A 25,874-nucleotide genomic window follows, 5' to 3' on the forward strand; every position below is an offset into this window, starting at 1 on the left:
GTGGAACTCGTGTGGCGTGCGCTCACCACCGCGGACATCCCCGCGGTGACCGCGCTGTGGGCCGCGGCCGAGGCGGCCGACGACACCGGCGAGCTGCTGTCCGAAGAGGACGTCGCCGAGTCGTTCGCCAAGGCGGACCTGCCCGCCGGCTCGCTCGCCGTGCTCGTCGACGACGTGCTCGCCGCCCACGGCCTGGTGATGCTGCGCGACAACCCCGCCGGCACCCACCGCGTCCGCCTCGACGGCGTGGTGCACCCGCGGTTCCGCCGCAACGGCATCGGCCGTCAGCTGATGCAGCGCCTCGTCGCGATGGCGCGAGACCTGCACTCGGCCCGGCACCGGGCCATGCCGCTGGTGGTGACCACCATGGTCGAGAGCGGCTGCTCCGGCCACGTCGCGCTGTGCGAGCGGCTGGGATTCGCCGCGGACCGCCACTTCCACGAGCTGGAGGTGGCACTGGGCGAGTCACTCGCCCAGCTCCCGACCCCGGCCGGGTACGAGGTCGTGCCCTTCTCCGCCGCCCGCCACGAAGAGGTGCGCCAGGTCTGCAACACGGCCTTCGCACAGCACTGGGGCTCGGTCGACCGCAGCCCCGCCGAATGGGCCGCGTCGTTCACCGACAGCAAGCGGTTCGTCCCGGAGACCTCCTTCCTGGCGCTCGCGGACGGCGCCGTGATCGGTTTCGTGCTGGCCAGGCACTACCCGGCCGTGTTCGAGACGACCGGCGTCCGCGAACTGTGGATCGGGGACGTCGGCACGCTCGCCGACCACCGCGGCCGCGGTGTGGCCTCCGCCCTGCTGAGCCGGACGCTGGCTCGGGCGAGGGAGCAGGGGTACCACCGGGCCGGGTTGTCGGTGGACACGGCGAACCCGACCAGCGCGCTCGGGGTGTACGAGCGGGCGGGGTTCGGGGTGGCGCGGACCTGGGCGGACTACGGGCTGCCCGTGGAGCCGGCTTAGGCGATGTGCCGGGTTGGGCGGGCAGGGCGTGCCGGGCAGGTCGGGCCGGGCTCGTGCGGCTGAGGGCCGGGTGCGGCTGAGCGGTCAGGTGTGGCTGAGCGGCCGGGGTGGTGTGGCTGGCTCGGGTGGGCTGGGCTGAGTGACTGGGCTGGTCGGGCTGCGTCGGGTCGGCTGGGCTGGGCGGGAGCGGTTGCGCTCCGGCGGCAGGGTCAGGTCGAGGCGAGCAGTCGGGACTGCGGCGAGCTCACTTGCGGGACGGACTGAGGTCGGTCAGCCCAACCGGCTTGGTGAGCCGGGCTGGGCGGACCCGTGCCGTGACCGACGCGGCCCCGAGCGCTCGGCGTGCACGAGCGCGGCGGGTTCGAGCCGGTCCTGACCGGTTGCCCGTCCGGAGTGCGGAAGGGCCTACAGCTCCTCGCCCGCCTGCCCCACGCAGAACTGGTTGCCGTCCGGGTCCGTCAGCACCGACCACACCAGGCCCGGCACGCTGTGCACGCCGACCTCGGTGGCGCCCAGCTCGACCAGGCGGGCGACCTCGGCCAGGCGGTCGGGGACGTGGGTGTCGAGGTGGACGCGGTTCTTGCCGGGGGTGGCGTCCGGGACCTGCTGGATGCCGAGGGCGGGGCCGCCCGGGGTGGTGGGGGCGAGGACGATGAACTCGCCCCAGTCGTTCTGGACCGCGGTGCCCAGGGCGGCGGTCCAGAAGTCGGCGAGCTTGCGGGCGTCGCCCGTGTCGATCGTGATCATGGCGATGGTCAGGGACATGGGAGGGACGCTACCCAGGGGGTCTGACAATTTCGGGTCGTTGCAGGTCAGCGCCCGCGAAACCAACCGTGCGCGAGTTCGTGCGCGGGCCAACCAGTAGGCTGCTCCAACAGCCCGTGAACGAGGAGTACCCACCGTGATCACCAGGATGTCGTCGTTGTTCCTGCGCACCCTTCGCGAGGATCCGGCGGACGCCGAAGTGCCCAGCCACAAGCTGCTGGTGCGCGCTGGCTACGTCCGCCGCGTCGCGCCGGGCGGGTACTCCTGGTTGCCGCTGGGGCTCAAGGTGCTGCGCAGGATCGAGGCCGTCGTCCGCGAGGAGATGGACGCCTTCGGGGCGCAGGAGATCCAGTTCCCCGCGCTGCTGCCCAAGGAGCCCTACGAGGCGACGAACCGGTGGGAGGAGTACGGGCCCAACCTGTTCCGGCTCAAGGACCGCAAGGGTGCCGACTTCCTGCTCGGGCCCACGCACGAGGAGCTCTTCACGCTCACCGTGAAGGGCGAGTACAGCTCCTACAAGGACTACCCGGTCACGCTCTACCAGATCCAGACCAAGTACCGGGACGAGGCGCGGCCCCGTGCGGGCATCCTGCGCGGGCGCGAGTTCCTGATGAAGGACTCGTACTCGTTCGACCTCACCGACGAGGGGCTGACGCAGTCCTACCAGGACCACCGCGACGCCTACATCCGCATCTTCGACCGGCTCGGCCTGGAGTACGTGATCGTCTCCGCCACGTCCGGCGCTATGGGCGGCTCGGCGTCCGAGGAGTTCCTGGCGGTCGCCGAGACCGGTGAGGACACCTTCGTCAAGTCCACCGAGTCGGGTTACGCGGCCAACGTCGAGGCGGTCAAGACGCCCGCGCCCGCAGCACAGCCGGTCGACGACAAGCCCGCGGCGCAGGTGCACCACACGCCGAACACGCCCACCATCGAGTCCCTGGTGGACTTCCTCAACGCGAACACCGACCGCAAGTTCACCGCGGCGGACACGTTGAAGAACGTGCTCATCAAGACCCGCCAGCCCGGCGCGAAGGAGTGGGAGCTGCTCGCGGTCGCCGTCCCCGGTGACCGCGAGGTCGACTTCAAGCGCCTGGAAGCCGCGCTGGAGCCCGCCGAGGTCGCGATGCTGGAGGAGGGTGACTTCGCCAGGAACTCCTTCCTGGTCAAGGGGTACATCGGCCCGAAGGCGCTGCAGGACAACGGCGTGCGCTACCTCGCCGACCCCCGCGTCGTCACCGGCACCGCGTGGGTGACGGGTGCTGACGAGACCGACCACCACGTCGTCGACCTGGTCGCCGGCCGCGACTTCACCCCCGACGGCGTCATCGACGTCGCCGAGGTGCGCGAGGGCGACCCGTCGCCCGACGGCAAGGGTGTGCTGGTCGCCGCGCGCGGCATCGAGATCGGCCACATCTTCCAGCTGGGCCGCAAGTACGCCGACGCGTTCTCGCTCGACGCGCTGGGTCCCGACTCGAAGCCGGTCCGCATCACCATGGGCTCGTACGGCATCGGCGTCTCGCGGCTGGTCGCGGTGATCGCGGAGCAGTCGCACGACGACCGCGGCCTGATCTGGCCCCGCAACGTCGCCCCCGCCGACGTGCACGTGGTCGTGGCCGGCAAGGACGAGACGCTGACCGCCGCCGGTGAGGACTTCGCGAAGCAGCTCGACGCCAAGGGCGTGCAGGTGCTGCTGGACGACCGCAAGGCGAGCCCCGGCGTGAAGTTCGCGGACGCCGAGCTGATCGGCGTGCCGACCATCCTGGTGGTCGGCCGCGGCCTGCAGAACGGTGTCGTCGAGGTCAAGGACCGCCGGTCCGGCGACCGCGTCGAGGTGCCGGTCGCCGAGGTCGTCGACCACCTGGTCGCCCTGGTCGGCAGCTGACCTGACCGCACGCCGGGCCCGCGCGTTGGGGGGAGGGACGCGCGGGCCCGGCGTTCGGCATCGCCCGGACGGGGATCAGCCCGCCCGGCGGTCCATCAGGTCGACGGCGGGCTGCGCGAGCCACGCGGCCGCCCTCTCCTGCTTCTGCGCACGCACGGCGCGTGGCAGCTGGTCGGCCACCACGTCGCGCACCAGCGCGTGCCGGAAGCCGTACTCGATCTCACCGGTCTCGCTGTTGCGGCCCTGCCTGCGCAGGAAGTCCCGCTGCTCCAGCAGTTCCAGCGCCTTCGCCACCTCGTGCGGGTCACCCTCACCGGTCGCGGCCACGGCTCCCGGCGACACCACGTCACCCACCACGGCGGCGTCCTGCAGGACGGCCTTCGCGTCGAACGGCAGCGAGTCCAGCTGAGCCGTGAGCACACCGCGCACCGACGGCGGGATGGGCAGCGACGACTCGTTGTGCACGCACGGCATCCGCGGATCGGACACCATCCGGGCGAACTCGATGGCGAACAACGGGTTGCCGCCGACGCACGACACGAGGGCCTGCCAGAGCTCACCCGACAGCTCGCTCGTCTCCAGCAGTGAGTTCAGCAACGACCGGGTCCCGTTGTGCGACAACGGTTCCAGGCTGATCGTCGTGGCGTTGCGCTTCCCGCCGAACCACGACGGGCGACGCTGCAGCAGTTCCGGCCTGGCCGTGGCGATCACGAGCAACGGCACCGATCCGGCCTGCTCGCTCAGCTCCTCCACGAAGTCGAGCACCACGTCGTTCGCCCAGTGCACGTCCTCCAGGAACACCACCAGCGTGCGCTGGTCGGCGATCTCTTCCAGGAACCTCCGCCACCCGGCGAAGTCCGGCACCACGTCCGGCGTCGGCGTCAGCAGCCCTTCCAGACCTCCGTGCAACCGGTCGGCGAGCTCACCGCCCCCGACCAGCGTCGTCAACCCGGACCGCAGCGCCTCCGCGGAAGGAGCGAACCCGCGCACGACATCGGACAGCGGGCCAAAACCGTGGTCATCGCCGAACGCGGTGGAAGTACCGCGCAATGCGACGACAGAAGAAGAGGCGCACGCATCCGCCAGCTCGGACACCAGGCGGGTCTTGCCGACGCCCGCCTCACCGAGCACGGTCACGAAGTGCGGCCGGCGCCGGACCTGCACCTCGTCCAGAAGTCCTCGCAACACCGAGAGCTCCCGCTCGCGTTCCACGAACGGCACGGACGCCTGCTCCCGCCGGGTCGCCCCGTGCGGCGACACCGCGGACTCCGCCTGCCAGCCACCGGTGGCGGCAGGTTCGCCGGCCCACGTCACCGAAGTGCTCGCGTCCCGGGTGGCCGCGCACGCCCGCACCGCACCCAACGGCGCCAGCGCCATCAGCTGCCGGCACCGGTCGAGCAGCACCCGGTCGCGGCCGGCCGCCGGCACCGGGCGCACCAGCGCGTCCCCGGTCGCCACACCCACCTGCACGTCGGCCACGGTGCTCAGCCGGTCGCGGATCGACAACGCCGTGCGGACCGCCCTGTCCGCATCGTCCTCCGCCGTCCGCGGCACCCCGAACAGGGCCAGGAAAACAGAGCCGACGTCGCCGCCGACCACCCCGCCGAGCCGCGCCACCTCGGCGCGCACCACGGCGGACACCTCCTGGTGCACCTCGTCGACGTCCTCCGGGTCCCCGTCGCCGGCCGCGAGACCGAGCTGGGCGGACACCATGACCACGCTGACGAGCTTGCGTTCCACCGTCGTCACGTCCGCGGGCGGCACGACCACCGGCGCGGGCTCGGGAGCACGCGGTGCGGGCGGGGTGATGACCACGGGAGTGGCGGCGGACGTCTGACCGACGGCGAGCAGGTGCCTGCGCTGCACCGACGGTGGCAGGTCCAGCGCGGGGGCGTGGTCGAGGATCGCGCGCTCCAGCTCCTGGAGCTCCCGGCCCGGCTCCAGGCCGAGCTCCTCCACCAGTGCCGCGCGCGTCCTGCGGTAGACGCTCAGCGCGTCGACCTGCCTGCCACACCGGTACAACGCGAGCATGAGCTGCCCGTTGAGCCGTTCCCGGTACGGCTCCACCTCGATGAGCGACTCCAGCTCACCGATGATCTCGTAGTGCCTGCCGCAGGCGAGCTCCGCCTCGAAGCAGTCCTCCTGCGTCGCCAGCCGCCAGTCCTTGATGGCGGTGAGCTCCGGCCAGTTGATGCCGGTCTCCGCGAGGTCCGCGAGCACCGGACCGCGCCACAACCCCAGTGCCCCGCGGAGCACCTTCGCGGCCGCGGTCCAGTTGCCTGCGGACAGTTCCCCTCGTCCCTGTTCGGTCAGCTGCTGGAAGCGCGACAGGTCGAGGGAGTTCTGGTCCACGCGCAGCAGATATCCCGGCGCGTGGGTGAGCAGCAGCGCAGACCCCTCCGTGCTGCTGCCGTGGGGAGAGAGAACGCCACGCAGTCCGGAGACCGCGTTCTGGAGCATCTTGCGGGCGGTCGGCGGGACGTCCCGCGACCACAACGCCTGGAGCAACTTGCTGGTCGCCACCACGCGGTTGGCGTGGAGCAGGAGGAAACCCAGAGCCGCGCGCTGCTTGACGCCGCCCAGCGGGACCGGCAGGTCGTCGTCGAGGACCTCGAGTGAGCCCAGCAGGTGGAATCGCATGGTTCTGGCCTCCTACAGGTGGATGTCCGGGCGGAGGGGAGTGATCAGCTCCAGGGGGTGTCGTCGTCCGCCGGGGCGACGGCGGTACCGCGACTCCACGGTGTGTCGTCGGAGGCGGAAAGGCTGCGACTCCACGGGGTGTCGTCGTCCTTCGGGGTGACCGAACGGCTCCACGGCGTGTCGTCGGACGCGATGACCTGCCCCCACGGGGTGTCGTCGGCGGCCGTGCCGGCCCACGGGGTGTCCGGGCCGGCGAGCGCGGTGCCGGAGAAGGTGAGAGCCAGGGCGGCGGGGATGGCGGAGAGAACAAGAGCGGCGGCGGTCGTCTTGCGGATCATGTCGGCCTCCTCGAACGTAGGTGGTTCCATGGCTTCGAGTTGTGCTGCAGACGCTCTCGATCGGCGTCTGAGAACGAAGTTAGGAGTGCCGCCCATCGCCGCTCTATCGCGCACCCACCGCGTATCAATCGGCCGTGATGGCGGGGCGGAAGTGGCCAGTTGAGACGCACAAATAGCTGAGCGGTGAGTCAGCAAACAGGTGTTACTACGCAGGGTGGCGGCTTTACCGCAGAATTAGGTGCGGTGTACCGCAATGGTTGGGTGCGGTTAGTGGTCCGAACGAACGGCCTGTGCCGCTCGGAGTAACGCCGATGAGGCGTTCAGGCTGCTCGGCGGCGTCGCGTGGGATCGCCGTGAACCGCCACCTCGAGGCTGCAATTCCGGGGCGCACGTACTGGTTGATCTGTTCTGTTGTTCCGGATCAAGGCAGGCCTAATGAGATGCCTATTGAGATCGGGCGCATTATGTTGGATCGTTGCCCGATAGGCAAGAAGGATCTTGACAGTTTTCCTCGCCGAGACTAACTTCGGAGATCATCGCCTGTCCGAGTGCCAGTCCGCGGTTGATGCCGACAGGAGGTCGAACACGGACGTGAATAATCCTCATATTATCACCCGATCTTGAGATAACGCCCTGGAAGTGCCTTTTTCCACGTGTCCGGCCGGGTTCTGGAAAGCATTCACAAATACATTTCCGTCACATCGACGGCGGCGGAGGCCGACCGGAGCGTGAGGTGTTGGGGCTGTGCGAGAGACAAAGGCGCGAGGGGTCGTCCGTCATGAGCTCCGCCCCCGATGAGTTGCTGATTTTCAAGCTGCTGGGCCCGATCGAGGTGATCGGCGCCCAGGAGCAGGTGCAGGTGCCGCCGGGACGTCAGCAGACGATCCTGGGCGCGCTGCTGCTCGAAGCCAACCGCGTGGTCAGCATGGACCAGCTGATCGACCTCGTCTGGGAGCACACCCCGCCGTCGACCGCGCGGGCGCAGATCCAGATCTGCGTGTCCGCGCTCCGCAGGGAGTTCTCCCGCGTCGGAGTGGACGCCCTGATCGAGACCCGCCAGCCCGGTTACCTGCTGCGGGTGGCCGGCGACCGGATCGACACCTTCCTCTTCGAACGCCGCGTGGCCGACTCCGACGCGGCCGTCCGTCAGGGACGGCTGGAAGAGGCTGCGACGACACTGAGGTCGGCACTCGCGCTGTGGCGCGGGCCGGCACTCGGCGGCGCCGCGGCGACGTTGCACAACAAAGCACTGCGACTCGACGAGAAACGCTTGTCGGTGCTGGAGAACTGCATCGACATCGAGCTGCTGCTCGGTCGTCACCACGCTCTCATCGGTGAATTGCAGAGCATGGTGACCGAACACCCGCTGCGGGAACGCCCGCGCGGTCAGCTGATGCTCGCGCTCTACCGTTCCGGTCGCCAGTCCGAAGCGCTCGACGTCTACCGCGCGGGCCGCGACCTCTTCATCGAGCACCTCGGCCTGGAGCCGAGCGACCAGCTGCGCAAGCTGGAGACCGCGATCCTCACCGACGACGAGGTGCTGCGGCTCGACCAGGAGAAGACCGTCCCGGTCACCGTGCAGAACGTCGTGTCACCGCACCAGCTCCCGGCCACCATCGCGGACTTCATCGGCCGTCAGGACGTGGTCGCGCGGATGTTGTCGGTGCTCTCCGGTGACCACATGTCGATGCCGGTGGTCAACATCTCGGGCAAGGCGGGCATCGGTAAGAGCGCTCTCGCGGTCCACGTGGCGCATCGCGTGGCCACTGAGAGGTACCCGGACGGCCAGCTCTACTGCGACCTGCGCGGAACCCAGGCCCAATCGGCCACTCCGGCAGAAGTTCTCGGCCGGTTCCTGTCCGCTTTGGGCGCGGTGGGCTCGACGTTGCCCGACGGCGTGGACGAGCGCGCCGACATGTACCGCAGCATGCTCGCCAACCGCCGTGTCCTGGTGGTTCTCGACGACGCGGGCAGCGAGTCGCAGGTCCACCAACTGCTTCCGGGTTCGCCCACGTGCGGTGTCATCGTCACGAGCCGTGCCCGGTTGACGGGGCTGGCCGGATCTCATTTGGTGGACGTGGACTTCATGGACTCCGACGACGCGTTGGAGCTCCTCGGCCGCATCATCGGCACCCAGCGCCTGCAGAGCGAACCCGTTGCGGCAGCGGCATTGGTGGACGTCGTCGGAGGTCTGCCGCTCGCGTTGCGCATCATCGGCGCCCGGCTGGCCGCACGGACGCACTGGTCGTTGGCCTCCATGGTCGGACGTCTGGCCGACGAACGCCATCGGCTCGACGAGCTGGTGCACGGCGACATGGTCGTGCGCGCCAGCCTCTCGCTGACCTACGACGGCCTGGAGCCCGACACGTGCCGGGTGATGCGGCTGATGTCGTTGCTGGAGGCGGAAAGCCTTCCGGTGTGGACGGCGAGCGCGCTCACCGACGACGAGCGCAACCGCGGTTTCGACCTGCTCGAACGGCTGGTGGACGCGCAGCTGCTGGACGTCGTCGGCAGCGACGTCACCGGCCTGCCGAGGTACCGCTTCCACGACCTGATCCGGTTGTTCGCCAAGGAACAGCTCGCCGGCCACGAGGAGCCGGACGCGCAGCTGGCCTCGGTGGAACGGGTCGCGGGCGGCTGGCTCGCGATGGCCGAGCAGGCGCACCAACGGCTCTACGGCGGCGACTTCACCGTCCTGCACGGCACCGGCCGGCGCTGGCAGCCGCACGGCCCGTACGTCGACCAGGTGCTGCAGGACCCGTTGGGCTGGTTGGAGAGCGAGCGGCCGAACATCTGCGCGGCCGTGCTCCAGGCCGCCGACGCGGGCCTGGACGAGCTGGCGTGGGACCTCGCGATCACGCTCGTGACGTTGTTCGAGACGCGCAGCTACCTCGACGACTGGCAGCAGACCCACGAGCGCGCTCTCGACGCGACCCGCAGGGCCGGCAACAAGCGCGGCACCGCGGCGTTGTTGTGCTCGCTGGGGTCGTTGCACCACAGCCAGCGCCGGATGGAGGCCGCGCGAACGGCACTGGAACCCGCGCTGGAGCTCTTCACCGAGCTGGACGACTCGCACGGGCTCGCGCTGGTGCGCCGCAACCTCGGCCTGCTGGAGTACAACGAGGGCCGGCCGGAGCTCGCGACCCGGATCTTCGAGCAGTCGCTGACCGGGTTCAAACGCGTCGGTGACGTCGTCGGTCAGGCGTACGTGGTGTCGCAGCTGGCGCAGCTGTCGCTCGACCGCGGCGAGCACGAGCTGGCCGTCGAGCAGCTGCGCGGTGCGCTGGGCATGTGCCGGGAGATCTCGAGTCCCCGCGTCGAGGCCCAGGTGCTGTACCGGCTGGGCGGCGCGATGCTCGTGCAGGGCCGGTACGAGCAGGCGCAGCAGCTGATCACGTCGGTGCTCGGCATGGTGCAGCGTTCCGGCGACACGGTCGGGGAGAGCTACGCGTTGCACTCGCTCGGGCTGATCCACGGGCGGATGCGGATGTTCGCCGAGGCCGGCCGGCTGCTGCGGCGGGCGATCCGGTTGTGCGAGGAGAACCTCGACCGGGTCGGCGCGGCGCGGATCCGGCTCGACCTGGCCCAGCTGGTGTCGCAGCGCGGGGAGACGTTCCACGCGATCGCCATCGTCGAGCAGGCGATGATGACGTTCCAGGAGCTGCGGCTCGCGCTGTGGGAGAGCAAGGCGCTGGCGGTGCTGGAGAAGATCGCCGCGGACAACCCGCTGCCCGCCACCGTGACGTCCAACGGCGGAGCGCGCTGAGGAAACACGGTGGCTCCGTTGGCACTCACCGACCTACGGTGACGCCATGAGTGATCACCCCGTCGAGGCGTTCGAGCCGCCCTACTACGTGGCTGTCTTCACCACCGTGCGCACCGAGAACCAGAGCGACTACCGCGAGACCAACGCGCGCATGGAGGAGCTCGTGCGCGACATCCCCGGCTACCTGGGGATGGACCACGCGCAGAACCCCGGCGGGCTGGGCATCACCGTCGGCTACTTCCGCGACGCCGAGGCGTTGGCACAGTGGCGGTCCAACGCCGAGCACCGCGCGGCGCAGGCACGCGGACGGGCCGACTGGTACCGGAGCTACACGCTGCACATCGCGAAGGTCGAGCGCAGCCACGGGTTCACGCGCACGGACTGACTCAGGTGTTCGGCTGCAACGAGTCGATCATCTTCTGCAGGTCGGCCTCCTTGGGCAGCGGGGGCTTGTCGCCGCCGCCACCGCCCTCCAGGTCGCCGTTGACCACGAGCGCGTGCAGCTTGGCGCTGCCGTTGAGCACCACGACCTTCACCATGCCCTTGGACGCCAGGCACTTGTTCGCGGTCTGCGTGATGGTGGCGTCGACCTGCACGCCCTCGACGACGACCTTCTTGCCGTCCTTCTGGGTGTGCTGGATCTTCACCGGCTTGGGCTGGGTCAGCGCGACCTGCGGGGCGCCGCCGGAGGAGTAGTACTGGGTGGCGACGGCCTTGGTGAACTCCGTGGCGACCGCGTTGATGTCGCCCTTCTCCAGCAACGCGCCACCGTTGGTGCCCTTGGTGTACGACTTGGTCTCGCAGGTGTAGTCGCCGTACGAGGTCACGCCGGTCAGCGCCACGCCCTGGAACCCGGTGATCGGGATGCGGTCGTCGACCTGCGCCCAGTCCTTCGGCACCTGGTAGGTGTAGCCGAGAGTGGTCTCGACGCACTGCCAGGCCTCGTCCTTGCACGTGGCGGCGCCGCTGGGCTCCTGGGAGGTGCTGGTCGTCGGGTTCGACGACGATGTGGCGGGACCCGCGTTCTGGTCGTCGCCCTTGTTCATCAGCATGAAGGTGGCGACGCCGCCGCCGCCGAACAGCACGAGCACGACCGCGCCCAGCACCAGCCAGAGGGTCTTGTTGCTCTTCTTCGGCGGCTCCTGGTCGAAGCCTCCGTACACGCCCAGGCCGCCGTAGCCGCTGCCGCCGTAGCCCTGTTGCTGCTGCTGGGGGAAGCCGCCGGTCTGCGGGTGACCGCCGGACTGCGGATAGGCGCCAGTGCCCTGGTAACCACCGGTCGGGTAGTCACCCTGCTGCTGACCCCAACCGGGCTGGTCGTTCCAGCCGCCCTGTCCGCCGCCACCTGGGTACGTCACGCGGCAAACGGTACCTGGTGACCCTGACAGTTCTTAATTCATCAAGCGTTGACTTGCGTGACGGGCCGGGCGTACCGTCCTGCCCATCAAATTCAACGATTGATGAACTTCGAGGAGGTCCGTGATGCGCACCGCGCTGGTCACCGCCGTCGCAGGCGCGGTCGTGGCGTTCCTGTTGGGACTGCTGACGTTCGGCGTGCAGGCGACCGTCCACCCGCACGACGTTCCGCTCGCCGTCGTGGCACCGCCGCCGATCGCGGAACGGGTGCGGGCGGCCGACTCGCCCGAGGTCGACATCCGCGTGGTCGGCGCGGACGAGGCGCGAATCCTGTTGGCGGACAGGGAGGTCTACGGGGTGCTGGAGATCGCGGCCAGTGGGGCCACCATCCGGCTGAACCCCGCGGTCAACCCGTCCGGCACGCAGGTCGCGCAGCAGGTGCTGACCGGGGTCGCCCAGGGTGCCGGGCTGCCGGTGCGGGCCGAGGCACCTGCCGTGTCCGCAGCGGACCGCACGGCACCGCTGGCCGCCTCGGCGTTGCTCTGGATCGGAGGGATGGTCGCCGGGGTGCTGTTCGTGGTGCTCAAGGGCGGCCGGTTCCGGCTCGTGTCGTCGCTGGGCGCCGCGGTGCTGACGGTCGGCTCGGTGGTCGGGCTGCTCGCGTGGTGGGGCGTCTCGTTCACCGGCGCGGCGGTCGCGTTCCTGTTCGCCGTCGCCGGGGCGTTCGCGTTGCTGCAGGCCGGGTTGTTCAAGCACCTCGGCATCCGCGCGATGGGGATCCTCGGCCTGCTCTACCTGATGGCGCCCGCGGTGGCCGGCCAGGTCCCGGAGCTGCTGAACCCGGCGTACAAGGTCGCGTTGTGGTCGTGGACGCCGTTCCGGTTCTCCACCGAGGGCCTGCGTGCACTCCTCCACGACGGTGCGATCAGCACGGAGTGGTGGGTGTTCGCCGGGATCGCCGTGGTCGGGCTCGTGCTGGTGCTAGCCGGCCAGAAAACTCAGCCGGACCGTCCGGACGGGGTTGTCGACGTTGGTGTCGACCAGGCAGACGGACTGCCAGGTGCCGAGCGCCAGCACACCGCCTAGGACCGGGATCGTCGCGTAGGGCGGCACCAGCGCGGGCATCACGTGGTCACGGCCGTGACCGGGGGTGCCGTGCCGGTGCCGCCACCTCACGTCGCGGGGCAGGATGCGTTCGAGCGCGGTGAGCAGGTCGTCGTCGCTGCCCGCGCCCGTCTCGATGATGGCGACGCCCGCCGTCGCGTGGGGGACCCACACGTGCAGCAGGCCGTCGCCGTTCTCGTCCTGGAGGAACCGCTCGCAGTCGCGGGTGAGGTCGTGCACGACCTCCTCGGCACCGGTGCGGATCTGGATCTCCTCGCTGCGCATGACCTCAGATCTTACGAACCACCCGTGCGGGGTTGCCGACCGCGAGCACGTGAGCAGGCAAATCACGCGTCACGACACTGCCGGCGCCCACGACCGTGTTGTTGCCGATGGTCACTCCGGGGCACACGATCACACCGCCGCCGAACCACACCTCGTCGCCGATGACGATCGGTGCCGTGGTCTCCCAGCCCGCGATGCGCGCGTCGTGGTCCTCGATCGGGTGCAACGCGGTCAGCAGCTGCACGTTCGGGCCCATCATCACGTGGTCGCCGATGGTCACCGGGCCGCAGTCGAGGATGATGCCGCCGTAGTTCATGAAGCTGTTCGCGCCGACGCGGGTGTTGTAGCCGTACTCGATCTGCAGGCGCTGCATGAACGTCGTGCCCTCGCCGATCTCCGCCACGAAGCCCTTGAGGATCTCGTACATCCCGTCGAGGTCCTCCGGGTCGTGCGCGTTGAACCGCGCCATCTCCCGCCAGCCGCGCCGCCGGTCCGCGTCCAGCTCGGGGTCGGCCGGCAGGTACGGCTCACCGTTGATCATCTTCTCGCGGTTCGTTCCCATGCGGACATTCAACCCGCGTAGGCGCGGCGGTACTCCGTGGGCGTGACGCCGACGTGCGCGGTGAAGTGGCGGCGCAGGTTCGTGCCGGTGCCCAGGCCGCAGCGCTGCGCGACCTGCTCCACCGGCAGCGCGGTCGCCTCCAGCAGGGACTGGGCGTGGGCGATGCGCTGGGCGAGCAGCCACCGCAACGGCGTGCTGCCGGTGGCTTCGCGCAGACGGCGGAAGAAGGTCCGTTCGCTCATGCCCGCCCTGCGCGCGAGGTCCGCCACGGTCAGCGGACGGTCCAGGTGCTTCGCCGCCCACTCCAGCACCGGTGCGACGCTGTCGTCGTCGGTGTCCGGCACGTGCCGTGTGACGAACTGCGCTTGTCCGCCGGTGCGGTGCGCGGGCACGCACAGCCGGCGGGCGAGCTGGTTGGCCACGTGCGCACCGAGGTCTTGGCGCACGAGGTGCAGGCACAGGTCCAGCCCCGCAGCCGCGCCCGCGCTGGTGAGGACGTCACTGTCGTCGACGTAGAGCACCCCGGCGTCGACCTCGACCCGCGGGTATCTGGCGGCCAGGCGGTCGGTGTAGGACCAGTGCGCGGTGGCCCTCCTGCCGTCGAGCAGACCTGCCTCGGCGAGCACGAACGCGCCGTTGCACAACGCGGCGATGCGCACACCGTTGGCCGCCGCGTCCTGGAGTTCCTTGACCAGCAACGGGTCCAGCGCCGCCCTGCCGTCCAGAACGGCCTGGGGCACGGACGGGACGATGATCGTGTCCGCGCCGTGCAGACCCTCCAGGCCGTGTTCCGGTCGGAGCGTCCAGCCGTGCTCCGCCCGTGGCGCAGCGGGGTTGAGGCCGCACAGCCGCATCTCGTACCAGGGGTCGGCGAGGTCGCCGTGGTCGACGCCGAACACCACGCAGGCCAGGCCGGCCTCGTAGACGTCCCACGTGGAGGGTGCGTCGTCCTCGGTCACCAGGATCGCCACCGTGCGCATGCCGTCGAGGCTAGTGGCAGCAATGGTTCGAATGTCGGCATTCCTGCCACTGTCGGCGGTGGTCCTGTCCTGCGAGGGTGATGCCAGTCCACAAACCATTGGGAGACAACGACAATGCACTCCGACGTTGCCGTGCTCGGACTCGGGCAGATGGGCTCGGCGCTCGCTTCCGCGTTCCTGCGCGCCGGTCACCGCGTCACGGTCTGGAACCGCTCGGCCGCCAGGACAGCGCCGCTGGTGGCCCAGGGGCGCTCGCCGCCGCAACCGCGGCCGAGGCCCAGCGCTGCGCACCCGTGGTGGTCGCCTGCGTGCTCGACTACCCGGCGCTGACCGGGATCCTCGACCCCGTGCCCGGCTCGACCCTGGTCAACCTCACCTCGGGCTCGCCGGAACAGGCCCGCGCGCTCGCCGGAGAACTGACCGGCGTGCGTTACGTCGACGGCGGCATCATGACCACGCCACCCGGCATCGGCGACCCGCGCTCGATGATCCTCTACAGCGGCGACCAGGACGCTCTCGCCGAGGCTTCCGGCCTGCTGTCCGCACTGGCCGAGCCGATCGACCTCGGCACCGACCCCGGCCGCGCCGCCCTCTACGACACCGCCCTGCTCGGCATCATGTGGGCCACCCTCACCGCCTGGCTGCACGCCACCGCACTCGTCACCGCCGACGGCGCCACCGCCACCCACTTCACCCCGCTGGCCACCCGCTGGCTCGGCCCGGTCGCCGGCTTCCTGACGACCTACGCCGGCCAGGTCGACGCCGGTGCCTACCCCGGCTCGGACGCCACGCTGGACGTGCACCTCGCCACGCTGGACCACCTCGTGCACGCCAGCGAGGTCCGCGAGGTCGACGCGACGCTGCCGCACCTGTTGCGGGAGTACGCGCGGCGGTCGGTCTCGGCGGGACACGGTAGGGACGGGTGGGCGCGGGTCGTGGAGCTGTTGCGTGCCAAGGGGTGAGGACCGGGCCGAGCTGCTCGGCAACTGGCTTCGTACCGGCAACTAGTGGCGCGACTCGTAACGTGGGCGGGTAATTCACGCTCAGCAGGTGGCCGTCTGACCGCGAATCACCACGGCAACGTTCCGAGCCGCGCCACTAGATTCGTGGCATGCGTGTGCTTTTCGCCAGCATGGCCACGGTCGGCCACACCTACCCGTTGATCCCGTTGGCGGTGGCCGCGCGCGCCGCCGGGCACGAGGTGCACTTCGCCGTCGGCGAGGAGATGCACCCGGTGCTGGGCAAGCTCGGGCTGCGGCCGTTCCGGCCCGGCCTGGTGTTCGGGGAGATCTACGCCGAGGACATCGCCCAGGACCTCGAACGGCTGCTGCCCGACCTCGTGGTCGGCGGGTGGGCGGTGCCCGAGGTGGTGTCGGAGGCCCGCCGGCGCGGGTTCCCCGCGGTGTGGCACGGGTTCGGGCGGATGTTCCCGGACGGCGTCGGGCTGGTGCGGCCGGAGGGCGGGCGGCACGTCGACATCTGCCCGCCCTCGTTGCAGGACCCGGCCTTCCTGGCGCAGGACCGGATTCCGCTGCGGCCCGTGCCGTTCTCGCCGCCCGGCGAGGTGCCGGTGCGCACGGCCGGGAAGATGGTCTACCTGACGCTCGGCACCGCGTTCGGCACGCGCGAGCTGCTCGCCGAGGCGGTCGTGGGGCTCGGCAAGCTCTCCGACGTCCAGGTGGTGGTGGCGGCGCCACGGGTCGTGCTCACCGACCTGCCGCCGAACGTGACGGTGCATCCGTGGCTGCCTCAGGCCGAGGTGCTCCGGTACGCGGACGTCGTCGTCCACCACGGTGGCAGCGGCACGATGCTGGGCGCACTGACCGCAGGGGTCCCTCAGGTCGTGCTGCCCCAGGGAGCCGATCAGTTCGCCAACGCCGACGCGCTCGTGGCGGCCGGTGCGGCGGTACGGCCGCATGCGTTCAGCGCGGGGCCGATCGCGGACTGCGCGCGGCTGTTGCTCGTAACTGGTCAGTACCGGGAAGCCGCAGGTCACCTCGCCCGGGAGATACGTCACATGCCGTCGCCCGAAGAAGTTGCGGACAGGTTGGCGGACGTTGTGTAACACTGTTTTTTATGAAGGCAAGCCGCCTGCGCCTCGGCATGAACCTGTGGCCGCCGTTCCTGTTCGCCGGGATCCGCGTCGAGGAGATCTCGCCGGACTACCGGTACGCCCGCGTGCGCATGCGCCTGCGTCCGTGGAACCGCAACTTCTTCGGCACGCACTTCGGCGGCTCGCTGTTCGCGATGACCGACCCGTTCTGGGTGCTGCTGCTGTTCAACCAGCTCAAGGGCGAGCACGTGGTGTGGGACCGGGCCGGTGAGATCGAGTTCGTCGCGCCCGGCCGCGGCACCGTGCACGCGGAGTTCCGGCTGACCGACTCCCACGTCGAGCAGGTCCTGGAGCAGACGGCGTCCGGGGCGAAGGCGCTGGTCTGGTTCGACACCGACGTCGTCGGGCAGGATGGGACCGTGATCGCGAAGGTGCGGAAGCAGGTCTACGCGCGGCGCAAGCGCGACAAGCAGCTCGCGCATGCGTGAGGCGTTCGGTGCGGTCTTCGACGTCGAGCCGGGTTACCTGAACACGGCGTCCATCGGGGTGCCGCCGCGGCACGTCGCCGACGCGGTGGCGGCCGCGCACGAACGGTGGCGGCGCGGGCAGGACACCTCGTCGTCGTTCACCGAGGTGGTCGAGACGTCCAGGGCGGCGTTCGGGCAGCTGGTCGGGGTGCCCGCGACGTCGGTCGCGTGCGGCGCCACGGTCTCGCAGTTCGTCTCACTGGTCGCCCAGTCGTTGCCGGCCGGGTCGAAGGTCTTCGTCGAACCCGGCGAGTTCACCAGCGTCTCGCTGCCGTTCGTCGCGGCCGGGCACCAGATGGTGTCCACAGTGGACGAGTGCGACCTCGTGGCGGTCAGCGTGGTGCAGTCGGCCGACGGGGCCGTCGCGGACCTCGACGCGCTGCGGGCGTCGGGCAAACCGGTGCTGCTCGACGTGTCCCAGGCGGCCGGGTGGATGCCGTTGTCGCTGGCGTGGGCGGACTTCGTCGTCGGCGTGGCCTACAAGTGGCTGATGGCGCCGCGCGGTGCGGCGTGGCTCGCGGTGCGGCCCGACCGGTTCGAGTCGCTGCGGCCCGTGGCGGCGAACTGGTACAGCACGGGGGAGAACTACGGCACCGAGCTGCTGCTGCGTTCGGACGCACGGCGGTTCGACCTGTCGCCCACGTGGTTCGCACACGTCGGTGCGGCCGTCGCGTTGCCCTGGGTGGCCTCGTTGGATCTCACGGCCGTGCGTGCGCACTGTGTCGATCTGACGGATCGCCTTCTCACCGGATTGGGTCTCCCGCCCAACGGCTCGGCGATCGTCTCGGTCGGCCGGCCGGCCGCCGACGGCGTCGTTTCCTCTGTTCGCGCAGGTCGGACGCGCTACGCCTGTCACCTCTACAACACGCCCGAGGACGTCGAACGGGTGCTCGCAGCGCTGAGGTGAGAGCCGTCCGTTACCGTGGGTCCTTGTGTCGGAACCACGCGAATCACCCGAAGAGGTGACCCAGAACCTGCCTCGCTTTCCGCCGAGGCCGACCGACACCGCTCCGCTCTACCCGGCCGACGAGCTCGTCAAGCTCCAGTCGATCATGGACAACCGCGGTCAGCAGCCGCCGCGGCCGCCCCAGCCGCCGCAGACGCCGAAGCGGATCTGGCTCGGCAGGGCGCTGGCCCTGGTGGGGGTGGCGGTGGTGTCCGGGTTCGTGTGGTGGGTGCTCCAGCCGACCGACCCGGTGGACAAGCCGGCCGCGGTACCGCAGAAGACCGCGGGGGAGTTCGAGTTCACCACCTCGACCCAGCTGCCGGAGCCGGTGAAGGACAGCGACTGCGCGGCGCACGCCACCAGCAAGACGCAGGCGTTCCTGAAGACCACCCCGTGTCTGCAGCTGACCCGGATGCTCTACACGGCCAAGCTGCCCGACGGCCGCACCGTGTACTCGTCGGTGTCCGTCGTGCGGATGAAGACCGCGGAAGAGGCCAGGCAGCTCGAGGCGCTGACCGAGCAGAACGACACCGGCAACATCAAGGACCTGGTGCTCGACAAGGCCGTGAGCATCCCGCCGCTCACCACGCTCGCCAACGGCGGGTACGCCTCCGAGGTGCGCGACCGCGAGGTCGTGATCGTCGAGTCGGACTCGCCGTCGAAGGGTGACGACGCGCTCGCGCACAACACGCAGATGAAGAAGGTCTCCCAGGACGCGATCCGCCTCGCCTCCTCGATCGGCAGCTGAACGCACGCGGGGAGCTTTCGCACTCTCAGACAGTGCGAAAGCTCCCCGCGTGCGTTCCGCACAGCGGAAGAGGGTCAGCGAGGCCTGCCGGATCGTGATGGACCGGCTGGTCGCGACTTGCCCACCGGTCGCCCCACCGCCGCCGTCACGCGTCGAGAGCTCCCGCAGCGCCGTCGGGTCCGCTCCAGCACCCGCCACGCCGCGCACGTGTCCTCCACCGCGAGCGCGCGAGCGCCGAGGCCGTCCGACACCGGTGCGGCAGATAGCGGCGGCGCGGTTCGGCGTCGCGCCGTGGTCCTTCAGCCATCGCTCCGTGGTGTCCCGGCGCGCGCGGTGCGCGTTCGCACCCTCGTTCACCGCCGGGGTGTTCAAGAACGCCGACACGAGCCCGTAGTCCAACGCGGGTCTTGCCCAGCGGTCTGCACGCGTCGTTGCTCACGCCAGCACCCCCCGCAGCGACGCGCACCCGGCCGCCACCGAACCGACCAGACCCGCGCGGTAGGACGGCAGCTTCGCCACGGCCTCCGACGCGGCGCACCGACTCGTCCAGTGCCGTGCGCAGGCCCGCGGTGGCGCGGTGGCCGGCACCGAGGGGAGGGCGCGTGAGACAGCGGGGCCTGCTCGACCTCGGCCTGCAACAGCGGCGTGCGTCTCCCTGGCCGTGGCGATCTCCGCGGCGGCCGGCACCGACGTCAGCGACTTCGCCAGCGCCGCGTCCGAACGGGCCTGCGCGGCCAACGCCGACAACGGGTCCGGCGGCGGTGGCGCGGACGGTTCTGTGGTGCACGCAACGGCCAGAGGTGCGGCGGCCACCGCGAGCAGCACACGGCGGCGGCTGACCGATTCGGAGATCACGCGGACCAATCTTGCCAGCGGACGGCGAGGCGGTGACAGGCGGGCGAAAGAGATAGTCTGGGCCCCCACGGCCGCCGAAACACCGTCGGCCGGGGTTTTCATGCGTTCGAACTGAAGGAGACACCACGTGTCCAGCCCGCCGCGCGGAGAGCTTGCCGCGCAGCTAGCACCCGTTGTGCGGGAAGCGCTCGAAGCGATCGGCTTCGACCTCGACGCACTCGACGTGAATCAGGCTGGGCGCCGCCGTCTGGTCAAGGTCGTGGTCGACGCGGAGGACGGCATCGGCCTCGACGAGGTCGCCGAGGCGAGTCGCGTGGTGTCCGCCGCGCTCGACGCGCACGACCACCTGATCAACGGGCCGTACACCCTCGAGGTCACCTCGCCGGGTGTCGACCGGCCGCTGACCCGTCCCCGCCACTGGAAGCGCGCGCACCTGCGTCTCGTGAAGGTCAAGCAGCCCGAGCAGGCCGAGTGGTTCGGCCGGGTCGGGCAGTGCGACGAGACCGGGGTCGAGCTGCTGCACCAGGGCGAGCTGCGGCGCGTGGAGTACCGCCACATCGAACGCGCGGTCATGGAGATCGAGTTCAAGCAGCCGCCGGTCGAAGAACTGGCTCGGCTCACTCGCAAAGCACCGGAGGAGGAGCCGAGGTGAACGTCGACATCGCCGCCCTGAGGGCGATCGAACGTGAAAAGGACATCCCCTTCGAGACGGTCCTGGAGGCGATCGAGTCAGCACTGCTGACCGCCTACAAGCACACCGAAGGACACGCCGCGCACTCGCGCGTGGAGATCGACCGCAAGACCGGCGTCGTGCGCGTGCTCGCGCAGGACATCGGTCCCGACGGCGTGGTGCAGGAGGAGTGGGACGACACCCCCGAGGGCTTCGGCCGCATCGCCGCCACCACCGCCCGCCAGGTCATCCTGCAGCGCCTGCGCGACGCCGAGCACGAGCGCACGTTCGGCGAGTTCGCGGCCAAGGAGGGCGAGATCATCGCCGGCGTCGTGCAGCGCGACGCCCGCGCGAACGCCCGCGGCATGGTCGTCGTCCAGGTGGGTGACACCGAGGGGGTGCTGCCGCCGGCCGAGCAGGTGCCGGGCGAGCAGTACAACCACGGCGAGCGCATCAAGTGCTACGTCGTGAGCGTCTCCCGAGGCGCCCGCGGCCCGCAGATCGCCCTGTCGCGCACGCACCCGAACCTCGTCCGGCGGCTGTTCGCCCTCGAGGTCCCGGAGATCGCGGACGGCACCGTGGAGATCGCCGCGGTGGCACGTGAGGCAGGTCACCGTTCGAAGATCGCCGTGAAGTCGACGGTCTCCGGAGTGAACCCGAAGGGCGCCTGCATCGGCCCGATGGGGGCCCGTGTGCGCAACGTCATGCACGAGCTCGGTGGCGAGAAGATCGACATCATCGACCACTCGGACGACGCGGCCACCTTCGTCGGGAATGCTTTGTCACCAGCGAAGGTTGTGTCCGTGCGGGTGCTCGACGAGAGGGCCAAGACGGCCCGTGTCGTGGTGCCCGACTTCCAGCTGTCGCTGGCGATCGGCAAGGAGGGGCAGAACGCCCGTCTGGCCGCCCGCCTGACCGGCTGGCGCATCGACATCCGCAGCGATGCGGAGTCTCCGGCTGCCGGAGCGGTCACATCCAGTTCGGCTGAATGAGCTCCAGGGGATAGAATTATCAACGGATCAACGTCGGGATCGGTTTCCCAGCACATCGGCCCTGTTCGGACGTGCATCGGATGCCGTGCCCGGACGTTGCCGTCTGAGCTGCTGCGTGTGGTCGCGGTGGACGGTTCGGTGCTCCCGGACGTCCGCAGGCGGCTTCCTGGTCGGGGTGCTTGGTTGCATTTCGATCTCGAATGTCTGCGCAACGCCGAGCGGCGACGGGCGTTTCCGCGGGCCCTCCGGGTCCAGGGAGCACTCGACGTCGCTTTGTTGCGCGAACACCTGCAGCAGCACGGGAACCAGGCCACGGGACAGCCCCGCGGCCGGCAGGAAACAAGGAAGCAGGTCGACCCGTCATGAGTCAGCCGTGAAGCTGAAGACATGAACGCGCGACGTTAAGACGAGGTCGATGGGACTTGCCCGCCGGCCTCACGACTTAGGAGAGCAGTGGCAGGCAAGGCCCGCGTGCATGAGCTCGCGAAAGAGCTCGGTGTTACGAGCAAGGAAGTTCTGAACAAGCTCGCCGAACAGGGCGAGTACGTGAAGTCGGCGTCGTCCACCGTCGAGGCCCCCGTGGCCCGGCGGCTCCGTGACGCCTACGAAGCCAAGTCTTCGAAGCCGGCCCCCAAGCCGTCCGCTCCGAAGCCGAAGGCACCCGCAGCCGCACCCTCCGCTCCGGCGGAGTCGAAGCCGGCGTCCGACGACAACAAGCCAGCGGCGCCCAAGGCCATGCCCGGCCCGCGCCCGGCTGCCCCGCCGGCGCCCAAGCCCGCTAGCAGCTCCTGCGCAGGCTCCGGCGCCGCAGCGCCCGCACCTCAGCAGTCCCCGGCCCGCCGCACCGGCTGCCCAGGCAGCTCCGCCGCGTCGGCTCCGGCCGCTCCCAAGGCTGCCCGGCCCGGCACCAAGCCGGTGGCCCGCGTCCGGGTCCGCCCGGCTCCGCAGCAGCAGCAGCAGCCCAGGCCCAGCAGCCCGCCCGGCCCGTCTGGTCAGTCCCTCCGTGGTGCCCGCCCCAGTCTCCAAGCCTGCCCCGCGTGCCCCGTCCGGGCAACAACCCGTTCGGGTGTGGTGGCAACCCTCGCCGCGTCCGGGCCCGTCCCGGCCCGCGCCAAGCAGGGCGACCGCCCTCGGCCGAAGCCGGCGACCCGTCCGGCTCGCCCCGGTGCGCGCCCGGTCAGGGTGGTCAGGTCCGGCCGCCGCACGGTGGTCAGGGCGGTCCCCGTCCTGGTGGTCCCCGTCCCGGTGGCCCCGGTCAGGGCGGTCCTCGCCCCAACCGGGCAACATGCCCCGGCCGAACCCCATGATGCCGGGCAACCGTCCGGCCGGTAACCGTCCTGGCCTGGTGGCGGTGGCCGTCCGTGGTGGCGTGGCGGCGGTCGCCGGTGGGCGGCGGGCGGCGCTTCCGCGGAGCGGTGGCGGTGGCGGCGGCTTCCGTCCCGGTGGCGGTGTGGCGGTGGCTTCCGTCCCGGTGGCGGCGCGGAGCGGTGGCTTCCGTCCGGTGGTGGTCGGCGCAGGTGGCGGTGCCCTGCCGGTGGCGGCGGTTTCCGCGGCCGTCCCGGTGGCGGTGGCGGCGCCGGTCGCGGCGGTACCGCTGGTGCCTTCGGTCGTCCGGGTGGTCCGGCGCGTCGTGGACGCAAGTCCAAGCGGCAGAAGCGCCAGGAGTACATGGACAACATGCAGGCGCCTTCGGTCGGTGGCGTCCGCCTGCCCAAGGGCAGTGGCGAGACGATCCGCCTGCCGCGCGGTGCCTCGCTGACCGACTTCGCCGACAAGATCAACGCCAACCCGGCGTCGCTCGTGCAGGTGCTCTTCCACCTGGGCGAGATGGTCACGGCGACCCAGTCGGTGTCCGACGAGATCCTGGAGCTGCTCGGCTCCGAGATGAACTACGTCGTGCAGGTCGTGTCCCCCGAGGAGGAGGACCGCGAGCTGCTCGAGACGTTCGACATCACCTACGGCGAGGACGCCGGTGACGAGGACGACCTGCAGATCCGTCCGCCGGTCGTGACCGTCATGGGTCACGTCGACCACGGTAAGACGCGACTCCTCGACACCATCCGCAAGGCGAAGGTGCACGAGGGCGAGGCCGGTGGCATCACCCAGCACATCGGTGCCTACCAGGTCCAGACGGAGCTCGAGGGCAACCCGCGTCTGATCACCTTCATCGACACCCCGGGTCACGAGGCGTTCACCGCCATGCGTGCCCGTGGTGCGAACGCGACCGACATCGCGGTCATCGTCGTCGCCGCTGACGACGGCGTGATGCCGCAGACGGTCGAGGCGATCAACCACGCCCAGGCCGCTGAGGCCCCGATCGTGGTCGCGGTCAACAAGATCGACAAGGAGGGTGCGAACCCCTCCAAGATCCGTCAGCAGCTGACCGAGTACGGGCTGGTCGCCGAGGAGTACGGCGGCGACACGATGTTCGTCGACATCTCGGCCAAGCAGGGCATCAACATCGACAGCCTGCTCGACGCGATCCTGCTCACCGCGGACGCTTCGCTGGACCTCCGGGCCAACCCGGACATGGAGGCCCAGGGTGTCGCGATCGAGGCGCACCTCGACCGCGGCCGCGGTCCGGTCGCCACGGTGCTCGTCCAGCGCGGATCGCTCCGCGTGGGTGACTCGATCGTCGCGGGTGACGCGTACGGTCGCGTCCGCCGCATGGTCGACGAGCACGGCGATGACGTCACCGTCGCGACCCCGTCGCGTCCGGTGCAGGTCATCGGTCTGACCTCGGTGCCGCGCGCCGGTGACTCGTTCCTCGTCGTCGACGAGGACCGGGTGGCCCGCCAGATCGCCGAGCGTCGTCAGGCCCGCACCCGCAACGCCGCCAACGCGGCGAGGCGCAAGCGCGTCAGCCTGGAAGACCTGGATGCGGCGCTGAAGGAGACCAGCGCACTCACCTTGATCATCAAGGGTGACAACTCGGGTACCGTCGAGGCCCTCGAGGACGCGCTCATGAAGATCGAGGTCGGCGACGACGTCGAGCTGCGCGTGATCCACCGCGGTGTCGGTGGCATCACCGAAGGCGACATCAACCTCGCCGTGGCCGGTTCCGCCATCGTCCTGGGCTTCAACGTCCGGGCCGAGGGCAAGGCGACCGAGCTCGCGAACCGCGAAGGTGTGGACGTCCGGTACTACACGGTCATCTACCAGGCGATCGACGAGATCGAGGCGGCCCTCAAGGGTCTTCTCAAGCCGGAGTACGAAGAGGTCCAGCTCGGCCGCGCCGAGGTCCGCGACGTCTTCAAGTCCTCCAAGGTCGGCACGATCGCGGGTTGCATGGTCCTGTCGGGCGAGATCCGCCGCAACGCGCGTGCTCGCCTGCTCCGTGACGGCAAGGTGATCGCGGAGAACCTCCCGATCAGCTCGCTCAAGCGGTTCAAGGACGACGCCACCGAGGTCCGCGAAGGTTTCGAGTGTGGTCTCACGCTCGGCAACTACAGCGACCTCAAGCTGGAAGACATCATCGAGACCTTCGAGATGCGCGAGAAGCCGCGCGCCTAGTCGGCCGATGAGGGGGTGCGGAGCCGCTTTAACCGGTGGCTCCGCACCCCTTTCTTCTGGAGGATCTTGCCCATGTACGTGGGGGCTTTGGAACTGGACGTGCTCCTGGGAGACGTCCACTCGTTGAAGGAGAAGCGCTCGCTGGTCCGCCCGGTCGTGGCGGAGCTGCGCAAGCGCTTCGAGGTGGCCGCCGCCGAGGCGGGCCACCAGGACCTGCATCGGCGTGCGTTGATCGGCGTGGCAGTGGTCGCTGCCGATGCTGCGCATGTCAGGGACGTGCTCGACAGCTGTGAAAGGCTCGCCGGACGTCCCGAACTGGAACTGCTCTCCTCCCGCACGCGTCTCGTCGGGCCGGAGGACGACTAGGAAGGGGAGGCTCGTGGCCGACACGGCACGTGCCCGCAAGCTCGCCAAGCGGATCTCGCAGATCGTCGCCTCCGCGCTGGAGCACGAGGTCAAGGACCCGCGTCTGGCCCGCGTCACCATCACCGACACGAAGGTGACCGGTGACCTGCACGACGCGACCGTCTACTACACGGTGCTCGGCGAGCGTCTCGACTCCGAGCCCGACTACGCCGGCGCGGCGGCGGCACTGGAGAAGGCCAAGGGCGTGCTGCGCTCGATGGTCGGACAGCAGACGGGCGTCCGGTTCACGCCGACGCTCACGTTCATGACCGACACCGTGCCCGACACGGCGCGGAAGATGGACGAGCTGCTGGCCCAGGCGCAGGCCGCCGACGCCGAGGTCGCCCGTCTCGCCGCGGGCGCCGCGCCCGCGGGTGAGGCCGACCCGTACAAGGCGCCTCGGGTCGACGACGACGAGGACTGACACAACCGGACGGTCCCCGGTCGCACCGGGGACCGTCCACTTCGCACCTCCTCTGCCAGGTCCGTCACCGGAAACCTGCACGGGAGTGGGTGCCTTTCCACAC

The 25,874-nt window shown here is 70.2% G+C and carries 26 protein-coding genes; 18 read left to right on the top strand and 8 right to left on the bottom strand.

Annotated features, from left to right (window positions below):
• A complete protein-coding gene (locus tag BBK82_RS22455; protein ID WP_065916758.1) occupies positions 1-960 on the top strand; it encodes a GNAT family N-acetyltransferase in 960 nt (319 codons plus the stop codon).
• A 405-nt stretch (positions 961-1,365) separates the two neighbouring features.
• On the opposite strand, the gene BBK82_RS22460 is transcribed toward BBK82_RS22455, so the two are convergent.
• A complete protein-coding gene (locus BBK82_RS22460) occupies positions 1,366-1,725 on the bottom strand; it encodes a VOC family protein (protein WP_065916759.1) in 360 nt (119 codons plus the stop codon).
• A gap of 136 nt (positions 1,726-1,861) precedes the next feature.
• On the opposite strand from BBK82_RS22460, the gene BBK82_RS22465 reads away from it, so the two are divergent.
• Positions 1,862-3,607: a proline--tRNA ligase gene (locus BBK82_RS22465; RefSeq protein WP_065916760.1), complete on the top strand. Its 1,746-nt coding sequence runs from the start codon at positions 1,862-1,864 to the stop codon at positions 3,605-3,607.
• A 75-nt stretch (positions 3,608-3,682) separates the two neighbouring features.
• On the opposite strand, the gene BBK82_RS22470 is transcribed toward BBK82_RS22465, so the two are convergent.
• Together BBK82_RS22470 and BBK82_RS22475 are read right to left on the bottom strand one after the other, a co-directional pair.
• Positions 3,683-6,247: a BTAD domain-containing putative transcriptional regulator gene (locus BBK82_RS22470; RefSeq protein WP_065916761.1), complete on the bottom strand. Its 2,565-nt coding sequence runs from the start codon at positions 6,245-6,247 to the stop codon at positions 3,683-3,685.
• Between the two features lie 44 nt (positions 6,248-6,291).
• Positions 6,292-6,615: a hypothetical protein gene (locus BBK82_RS22475; RefSeq protein ID WP_065916762.1), complete on the bottom strand. Its 324-nt coding sequence runs from the start codon at positions 6,613-6,615 to the stop codon at positions 6,292-6,294.
• Positions 6,616-7,384: 769 nt separating this feature from the next.
• Here BBK82_RS22475 and BBK82_RS22480 point away from each other — a divergent pair.
• Together BBK82_RS22480 and BBK82_RS22485 are read left to right on the top strand one after the other, a co-directional pair.
• Positions 7,385-10,351, top strand: a complete 2,967-nt coding sequence (locus BBK82_RS22480; protein WP_237048317.1) for an AfsR/SARP family transcriptional regulator — start codon at positions 7,385-7,387, stop codon at positions 10,349-10,351.
• A 46-nt stretch (positions 10,352-10,397) separates the two neighbouring features.
• Entirely contained in the window at positions 10,398-10,736 is a 339-nt protein-coding gene (locus BBK82_RS22485; RefSeq protein WP_065916764.1) for an antibiotic biosynthesis monooxygenase family protein, read from the top strand.
• 1 nt (position 10,737) lies between these two features.
• Here BBK82_RS22485 and BBK82_RS22490 read toward each other — a convergent pair whose 3' ends face one another.
• Entirely contained in the window at positions 10,738-11,709 is a 972-nt protein-coding gene (locus BBK82_RS22490) for a DUF8017 domain-containing protein (protein WP_065916765.1), read from the bottom strand.
• 124 nt (positions 11,710-11,833) lie between these two features.
• Here BBK82_RS22490 and BBK82_RS22495 point away from each other — a divergent pair, with 124 nt between their 5' ends.
• Complete coding sequence (locus BBK82_RS22495) at positions 11,834-12,793, top strand: YhgE/Pip domain-containing protein (RefSeq protein ID WP_065916766.1); 960 nt, start codon at positions 11,834-11,836, stop codon at positions 12,791-12,793.
• Here BBK82_RS22495 and BBK82_RS47650 read toward each other — a convergent pair.
• From BBK82_RS47650 to BBK82_RS22505, 3 genes are read right to left on the bottom strand one after another with little or no spacing between them, the layout of a single operon-like run.
• Positions 12,689-13,096: a YjbQ family protein gene (locus BBK82_RS47650; protein WP_071812651.1), complete on the bottom strand. Its 408-nt coding sequence runs from the start codon at positions 13,094-13,096 to the stop codon at positions 12,689-12,691. The genes BBK82_RS22495 and BBK82_RS47650 overlap by 105 nt on opposite strands.
• Before the next feature lie 4 nt (positions 13,097-13,100).
• Positions 13,101-13,658, bottom strand: a complete 558-nt coding sequence (locus BBK82_RS22500; RefSeq protein WP_065916767.1) for a sugar O-acetyltransferase — start codon at positions 13,656-13,658, stop codon at positions 13,101-13,103.
• Positions 13,659-13,666: 8 nt separating this feature from the next.
• A complete protein-coding gene (locus BBK82_RS22505) occupies positions 13,667-14,638 on the bottom strand; it encodes a GlxA family transcriptional regulator (protein ID WP_065916768.1) in 972 nt (323 codons plus the stop codon).
• A 150-nt stretch (positions 14,639-14,788) separates the two neighbouring features.
• Here BBK82_RS22505 and BBK82_RS56750 point away from each other — a divergent pair, with 150 nt between their 5' ends.
• From BBK82_RS56750 to BBK82_RS22530, 6 genes are all read left to right on the top strand, one after another.
• A complete protein-coding gene (locus tag BBK82_RS56750; RefSeq protein ID WP_418287516.1) occupies positions 14,789-14,968 on the top strand; it encodes an NAD(P)-binding domain-containing protein in 180 nt (59 codons plus the stop codon).
• Complete coding sequence (locus BBK82_RS22510) at positions 14,947-15,600, top strand: imine reductase family protein (protein WP_218920649.1); 654 nt, start codon at positions 14,947-14,949, stop codon at positions 15,598-15,600. Before BBK82_RS56750 ends, BBK82_RS22510 begins: the two co-directional genes overlap by 22 nt.
• A 149-nt stretch (positions 15,601-15,749) precedes the next feature.
• On the top strand, positions 15,750-16,703 hold the full coding sequence (locus BBK82_RS22515) for a glycosyltransferase (protein ID WP_065916769.1): 954 nt from the start codon (positions 15,750-15,752) through the stop codon (positions 16,701-16,703).
• 11 nt (positions 16,704-16,714) lie between these two features.
• Positions 16,715-17,179 carry a DUF4442 domain-containing protein gene (locus BBK82_RS22520; protein ID WP_065916770.1) on the top strand — a complete coding sequence of 155 codons (465 nt, stop codon included), beginning with the start codon at positions 16,715-16,717 and terminating at the stop codon, positions 17,177-17,179.
• Entirely contained in the window at positions 17,172-18,125 is a 954-nt protein-coding gene (locus BBK82_RS22525) for an aminotransferase class V-fold PLP-dependent enzyme (protein WP_065916771.1), read from the top strand. The genes BBK82_RS22520 and BBK82_RS22525 overlap by 8 nt, the downstream gene beginning before the upstream one ends.
• A 55-nt stretch (positions 18,126-18,180) precedes the next feature.
• Positions 18,181-18,912 carry a hypothetical protein gene (locus BBK82_RS22530; RefSeq protein ID WP_065916772.1) on the top strand — a complete coding sequence of 244 codons (732 nt, stop codon included), beginning with the start codon at positions 18,181-18,183 and terminating at the stop codon, positions 18,910-18,912.
• A 435-nt stretch (positions 18,913-19,347) separates the two neighbouring features.
• Here BBK82_RS22530 and BBK82_RS22535 read toward each other — a convergent pair whose 3' ends face one another.
• Positions 19,348-19,767: a hypothetical protein gene (locus BBK82_RS22535; RefSeq protein ID WP_237048318.1), complete on the bottom strand. Its 420-nt coding sequence runs from the start codon at positions 19,765-19,767 to the stop codon at positions 19,348-19,350.
• A 127-nt stretch (positions 19,768-19,894) separates the two neighbouring features.
• Between BBK82_RS22535 and rimP the strand changes: the two genes are divergently transcribed.
• The 7 genes from rimP to rbfA all read left to right on the top strand — a co-directional run bounded on the left by rimP (position 19,895) and on the right by rbfA (position 25,771).
• Positions 19,895-20,419, top strand: coding sequence for a ribosome maturation factor RimP (gene rimP, locus BBK82_RS22540; protein WP_065916773.1), 525 nt, complete (start codon positions 19,895-19,897; stop codon positions 20,417-20,419).
• The gene (nusA, locus tag BBK82_RS22545) at positions 20,416-21,429 is read left to right on the top strand and encodes a transcription termination factor NusA (RefSeq protein WP_065916774.1); all 1,014 of its coding nucleotides are present in this window, start codon (positions 20,416-20,418) and stop codon (positions 21,427-21,429) included. Before rimP ends, nusA begins: the two co-directional genes overlap by 4 nt.
• Before the next feature lie 126 nt (positions 21,430-21,555).
• Positions 21,556-21,795, top strand: a complete 240-nt coding sequence (locus BBK82_RS47655; protein ID WP_237048410.1) for a YlxR family protein — start codon at positions 21,556-21,558, stop codon at positions 21,793-21,795.
• Between the two features lie 105 nt (positions 21,796-21,900).
• On the top strand, positions 21,901-22,761 hold the full coding sequence (locus BBK82_RS54240) for a translation initiation factor IF-2 N-terminal domain-containing protein (RefSeq protein ID WP_237048411.1): 861 nt from the start codon (positions 21,901-21,903) through the stop codon (positions 22,759-22,761).
• Positions 22,762-23,097: 336 nt separating this feature from the next.
• The gene (gene infB, locus BBK82_RS54245; protein WP_065916775.1) at positions 23,098-24,942 is read left to right on the top strand and encodes a translation initiation factor IF-2; all 1,845 of its coding nucleotides are present in this window, start codon (positions 23,098-23,100) and stop codon (positions 24,940-24,942) included.
• A gap of 72 nt (positions 24,943-25,014) precedes the next feature.
• A complete protein-coding gene (locus BBK82_RS22555; protein ID WP_065921269.1) occupies positions 25,015-25,308 on the top strand; it encodes a DUF503 domain-containing protein in 294 nt (97 codons plus the stop codon).
• A 13-nt stretch (positions 25,309-25,321) separates the two neighbouring features.
• Positions 25,322-25,771 (top strand): 30S ribosome-binding factor RbfA, encoded by a 450-nt coding sequence (rbfA, locus tag BBK82_RS22560; protein ID WP_065916776.1) that lies wholly within the window; start codon positions 25,322-25,324, stop codon positions 25,769-25,771.
• Positions 25,772-25,874 lie beyond the last annotated feature (103 nt).

The sequence above is a fragment of the Lentzea guizhouensis genome (assembly GCF_001701025.1).
GTDB lineage: Bacteria > Actinomycetota > Actinomycetes > Mycobacteriales > Pseudonocardiaceae > Lentzea > Lentzea guizhouensis.

Bases quoted from the DNA above. Each gene is read 5' to 3' on its own strand.
- BBK82_RS22460 (WP_065916759.1), bottom strand. From the start codon at position 1,725: ATGTCCCTGACCATCGCCATGATCACGATCGACACGGGCGACGCCCGC.
- BBK82_RS22470 (WP_065916761.1), bottom strand. From the start codon at position 6,247: ATGCGATTCCACCTGCTGGGCTCACTCGAGGTCCTCGACGACGACCTG.
- BBK82_RS22475 (WP_065916762.1), bottom strand. From the start codon at position 6,615: ATGGAACCACCTACGTTCGAGGAGGCCGACATGATCCGCAAGACGACC.
- BBK82_RS22485 (WP_065916764.1), top strand. From the start codon at position 10,398: ATGAGTGATCACCCCGTCGAGGCGTTCGAGCCGCCCTACTACGTGGCT.
- BBK82_RS22495 (WP_065916766.1), top strand. From the start codon at position 11,834: ATGCGCACCGCGCTGGTCACCGCCGTCGCAGGCGCGGTCGTGGCGTTC.
- BBK82_RS47650 (WP_071812651.1), bottom strand. From the start codon at position 13,096: ATGCGCAGCGAGGAGATCCAGATCCGCACCGGTGCCGAGGAGGTCGTG.
- BBK82_RS22500 (WP_065916767.1), bottom strand. From the start codon at position 13,658: ATGGGAACGAACCGCGAGAAGATGATCAACGGTGAGCCGTACCTGCCG.
- BBK82_RS22505 (WP_065916768.1), bottom strand. From the start codon at position 14,638: ATGCGCACGGTGGCGATCCTGGTGACCGAGGACGACGCACCCTCCACG.
- BBK82_RS56750 (WP_418287516.1), top strand. From the start codon at position 14,789: ATGGGCTCGGCGCTCGCTTCCGCGTTCCTGCGCGCCGGTCACCGCGTC.
- BBK82_RS22515 (WP_065916769.1), top strand. From the start codon at position 15,750: ATGCGTGTGCTTTTCGCCAGCATGGCCACGGTCGGCCACACCTACCCG.
- BBK82_RS22520 (WP_065916770.1), top strand. From the start codon at position 16,715: ATGAAGGCAAGCCGCCTGCGCCTCGGCATGAACCTGTGGCCGCCGTTC.
- BBK82_RS22525 (WP_065916771.1), top strand. From the start codon at position 17,172: ATGCGTGAGGCGTTCGGTGCGGTCTTCGACGTCGAGCCGGGTTACCTG.
- infB (WP_065916775.1), top strand. From the start codon at position 23,098: ATGGACAACATGCAGGCGCCTTCGGTCGGTGGCGTCCGCCTGCCCAAG.
- BBK82_RS22555 (WP_065921269.1), top strand. From the start codon at position 25,015: ATGTACGTGGGGGCTTTGGAACTGGACGTGCTCCTGGGAGACGTCCAC.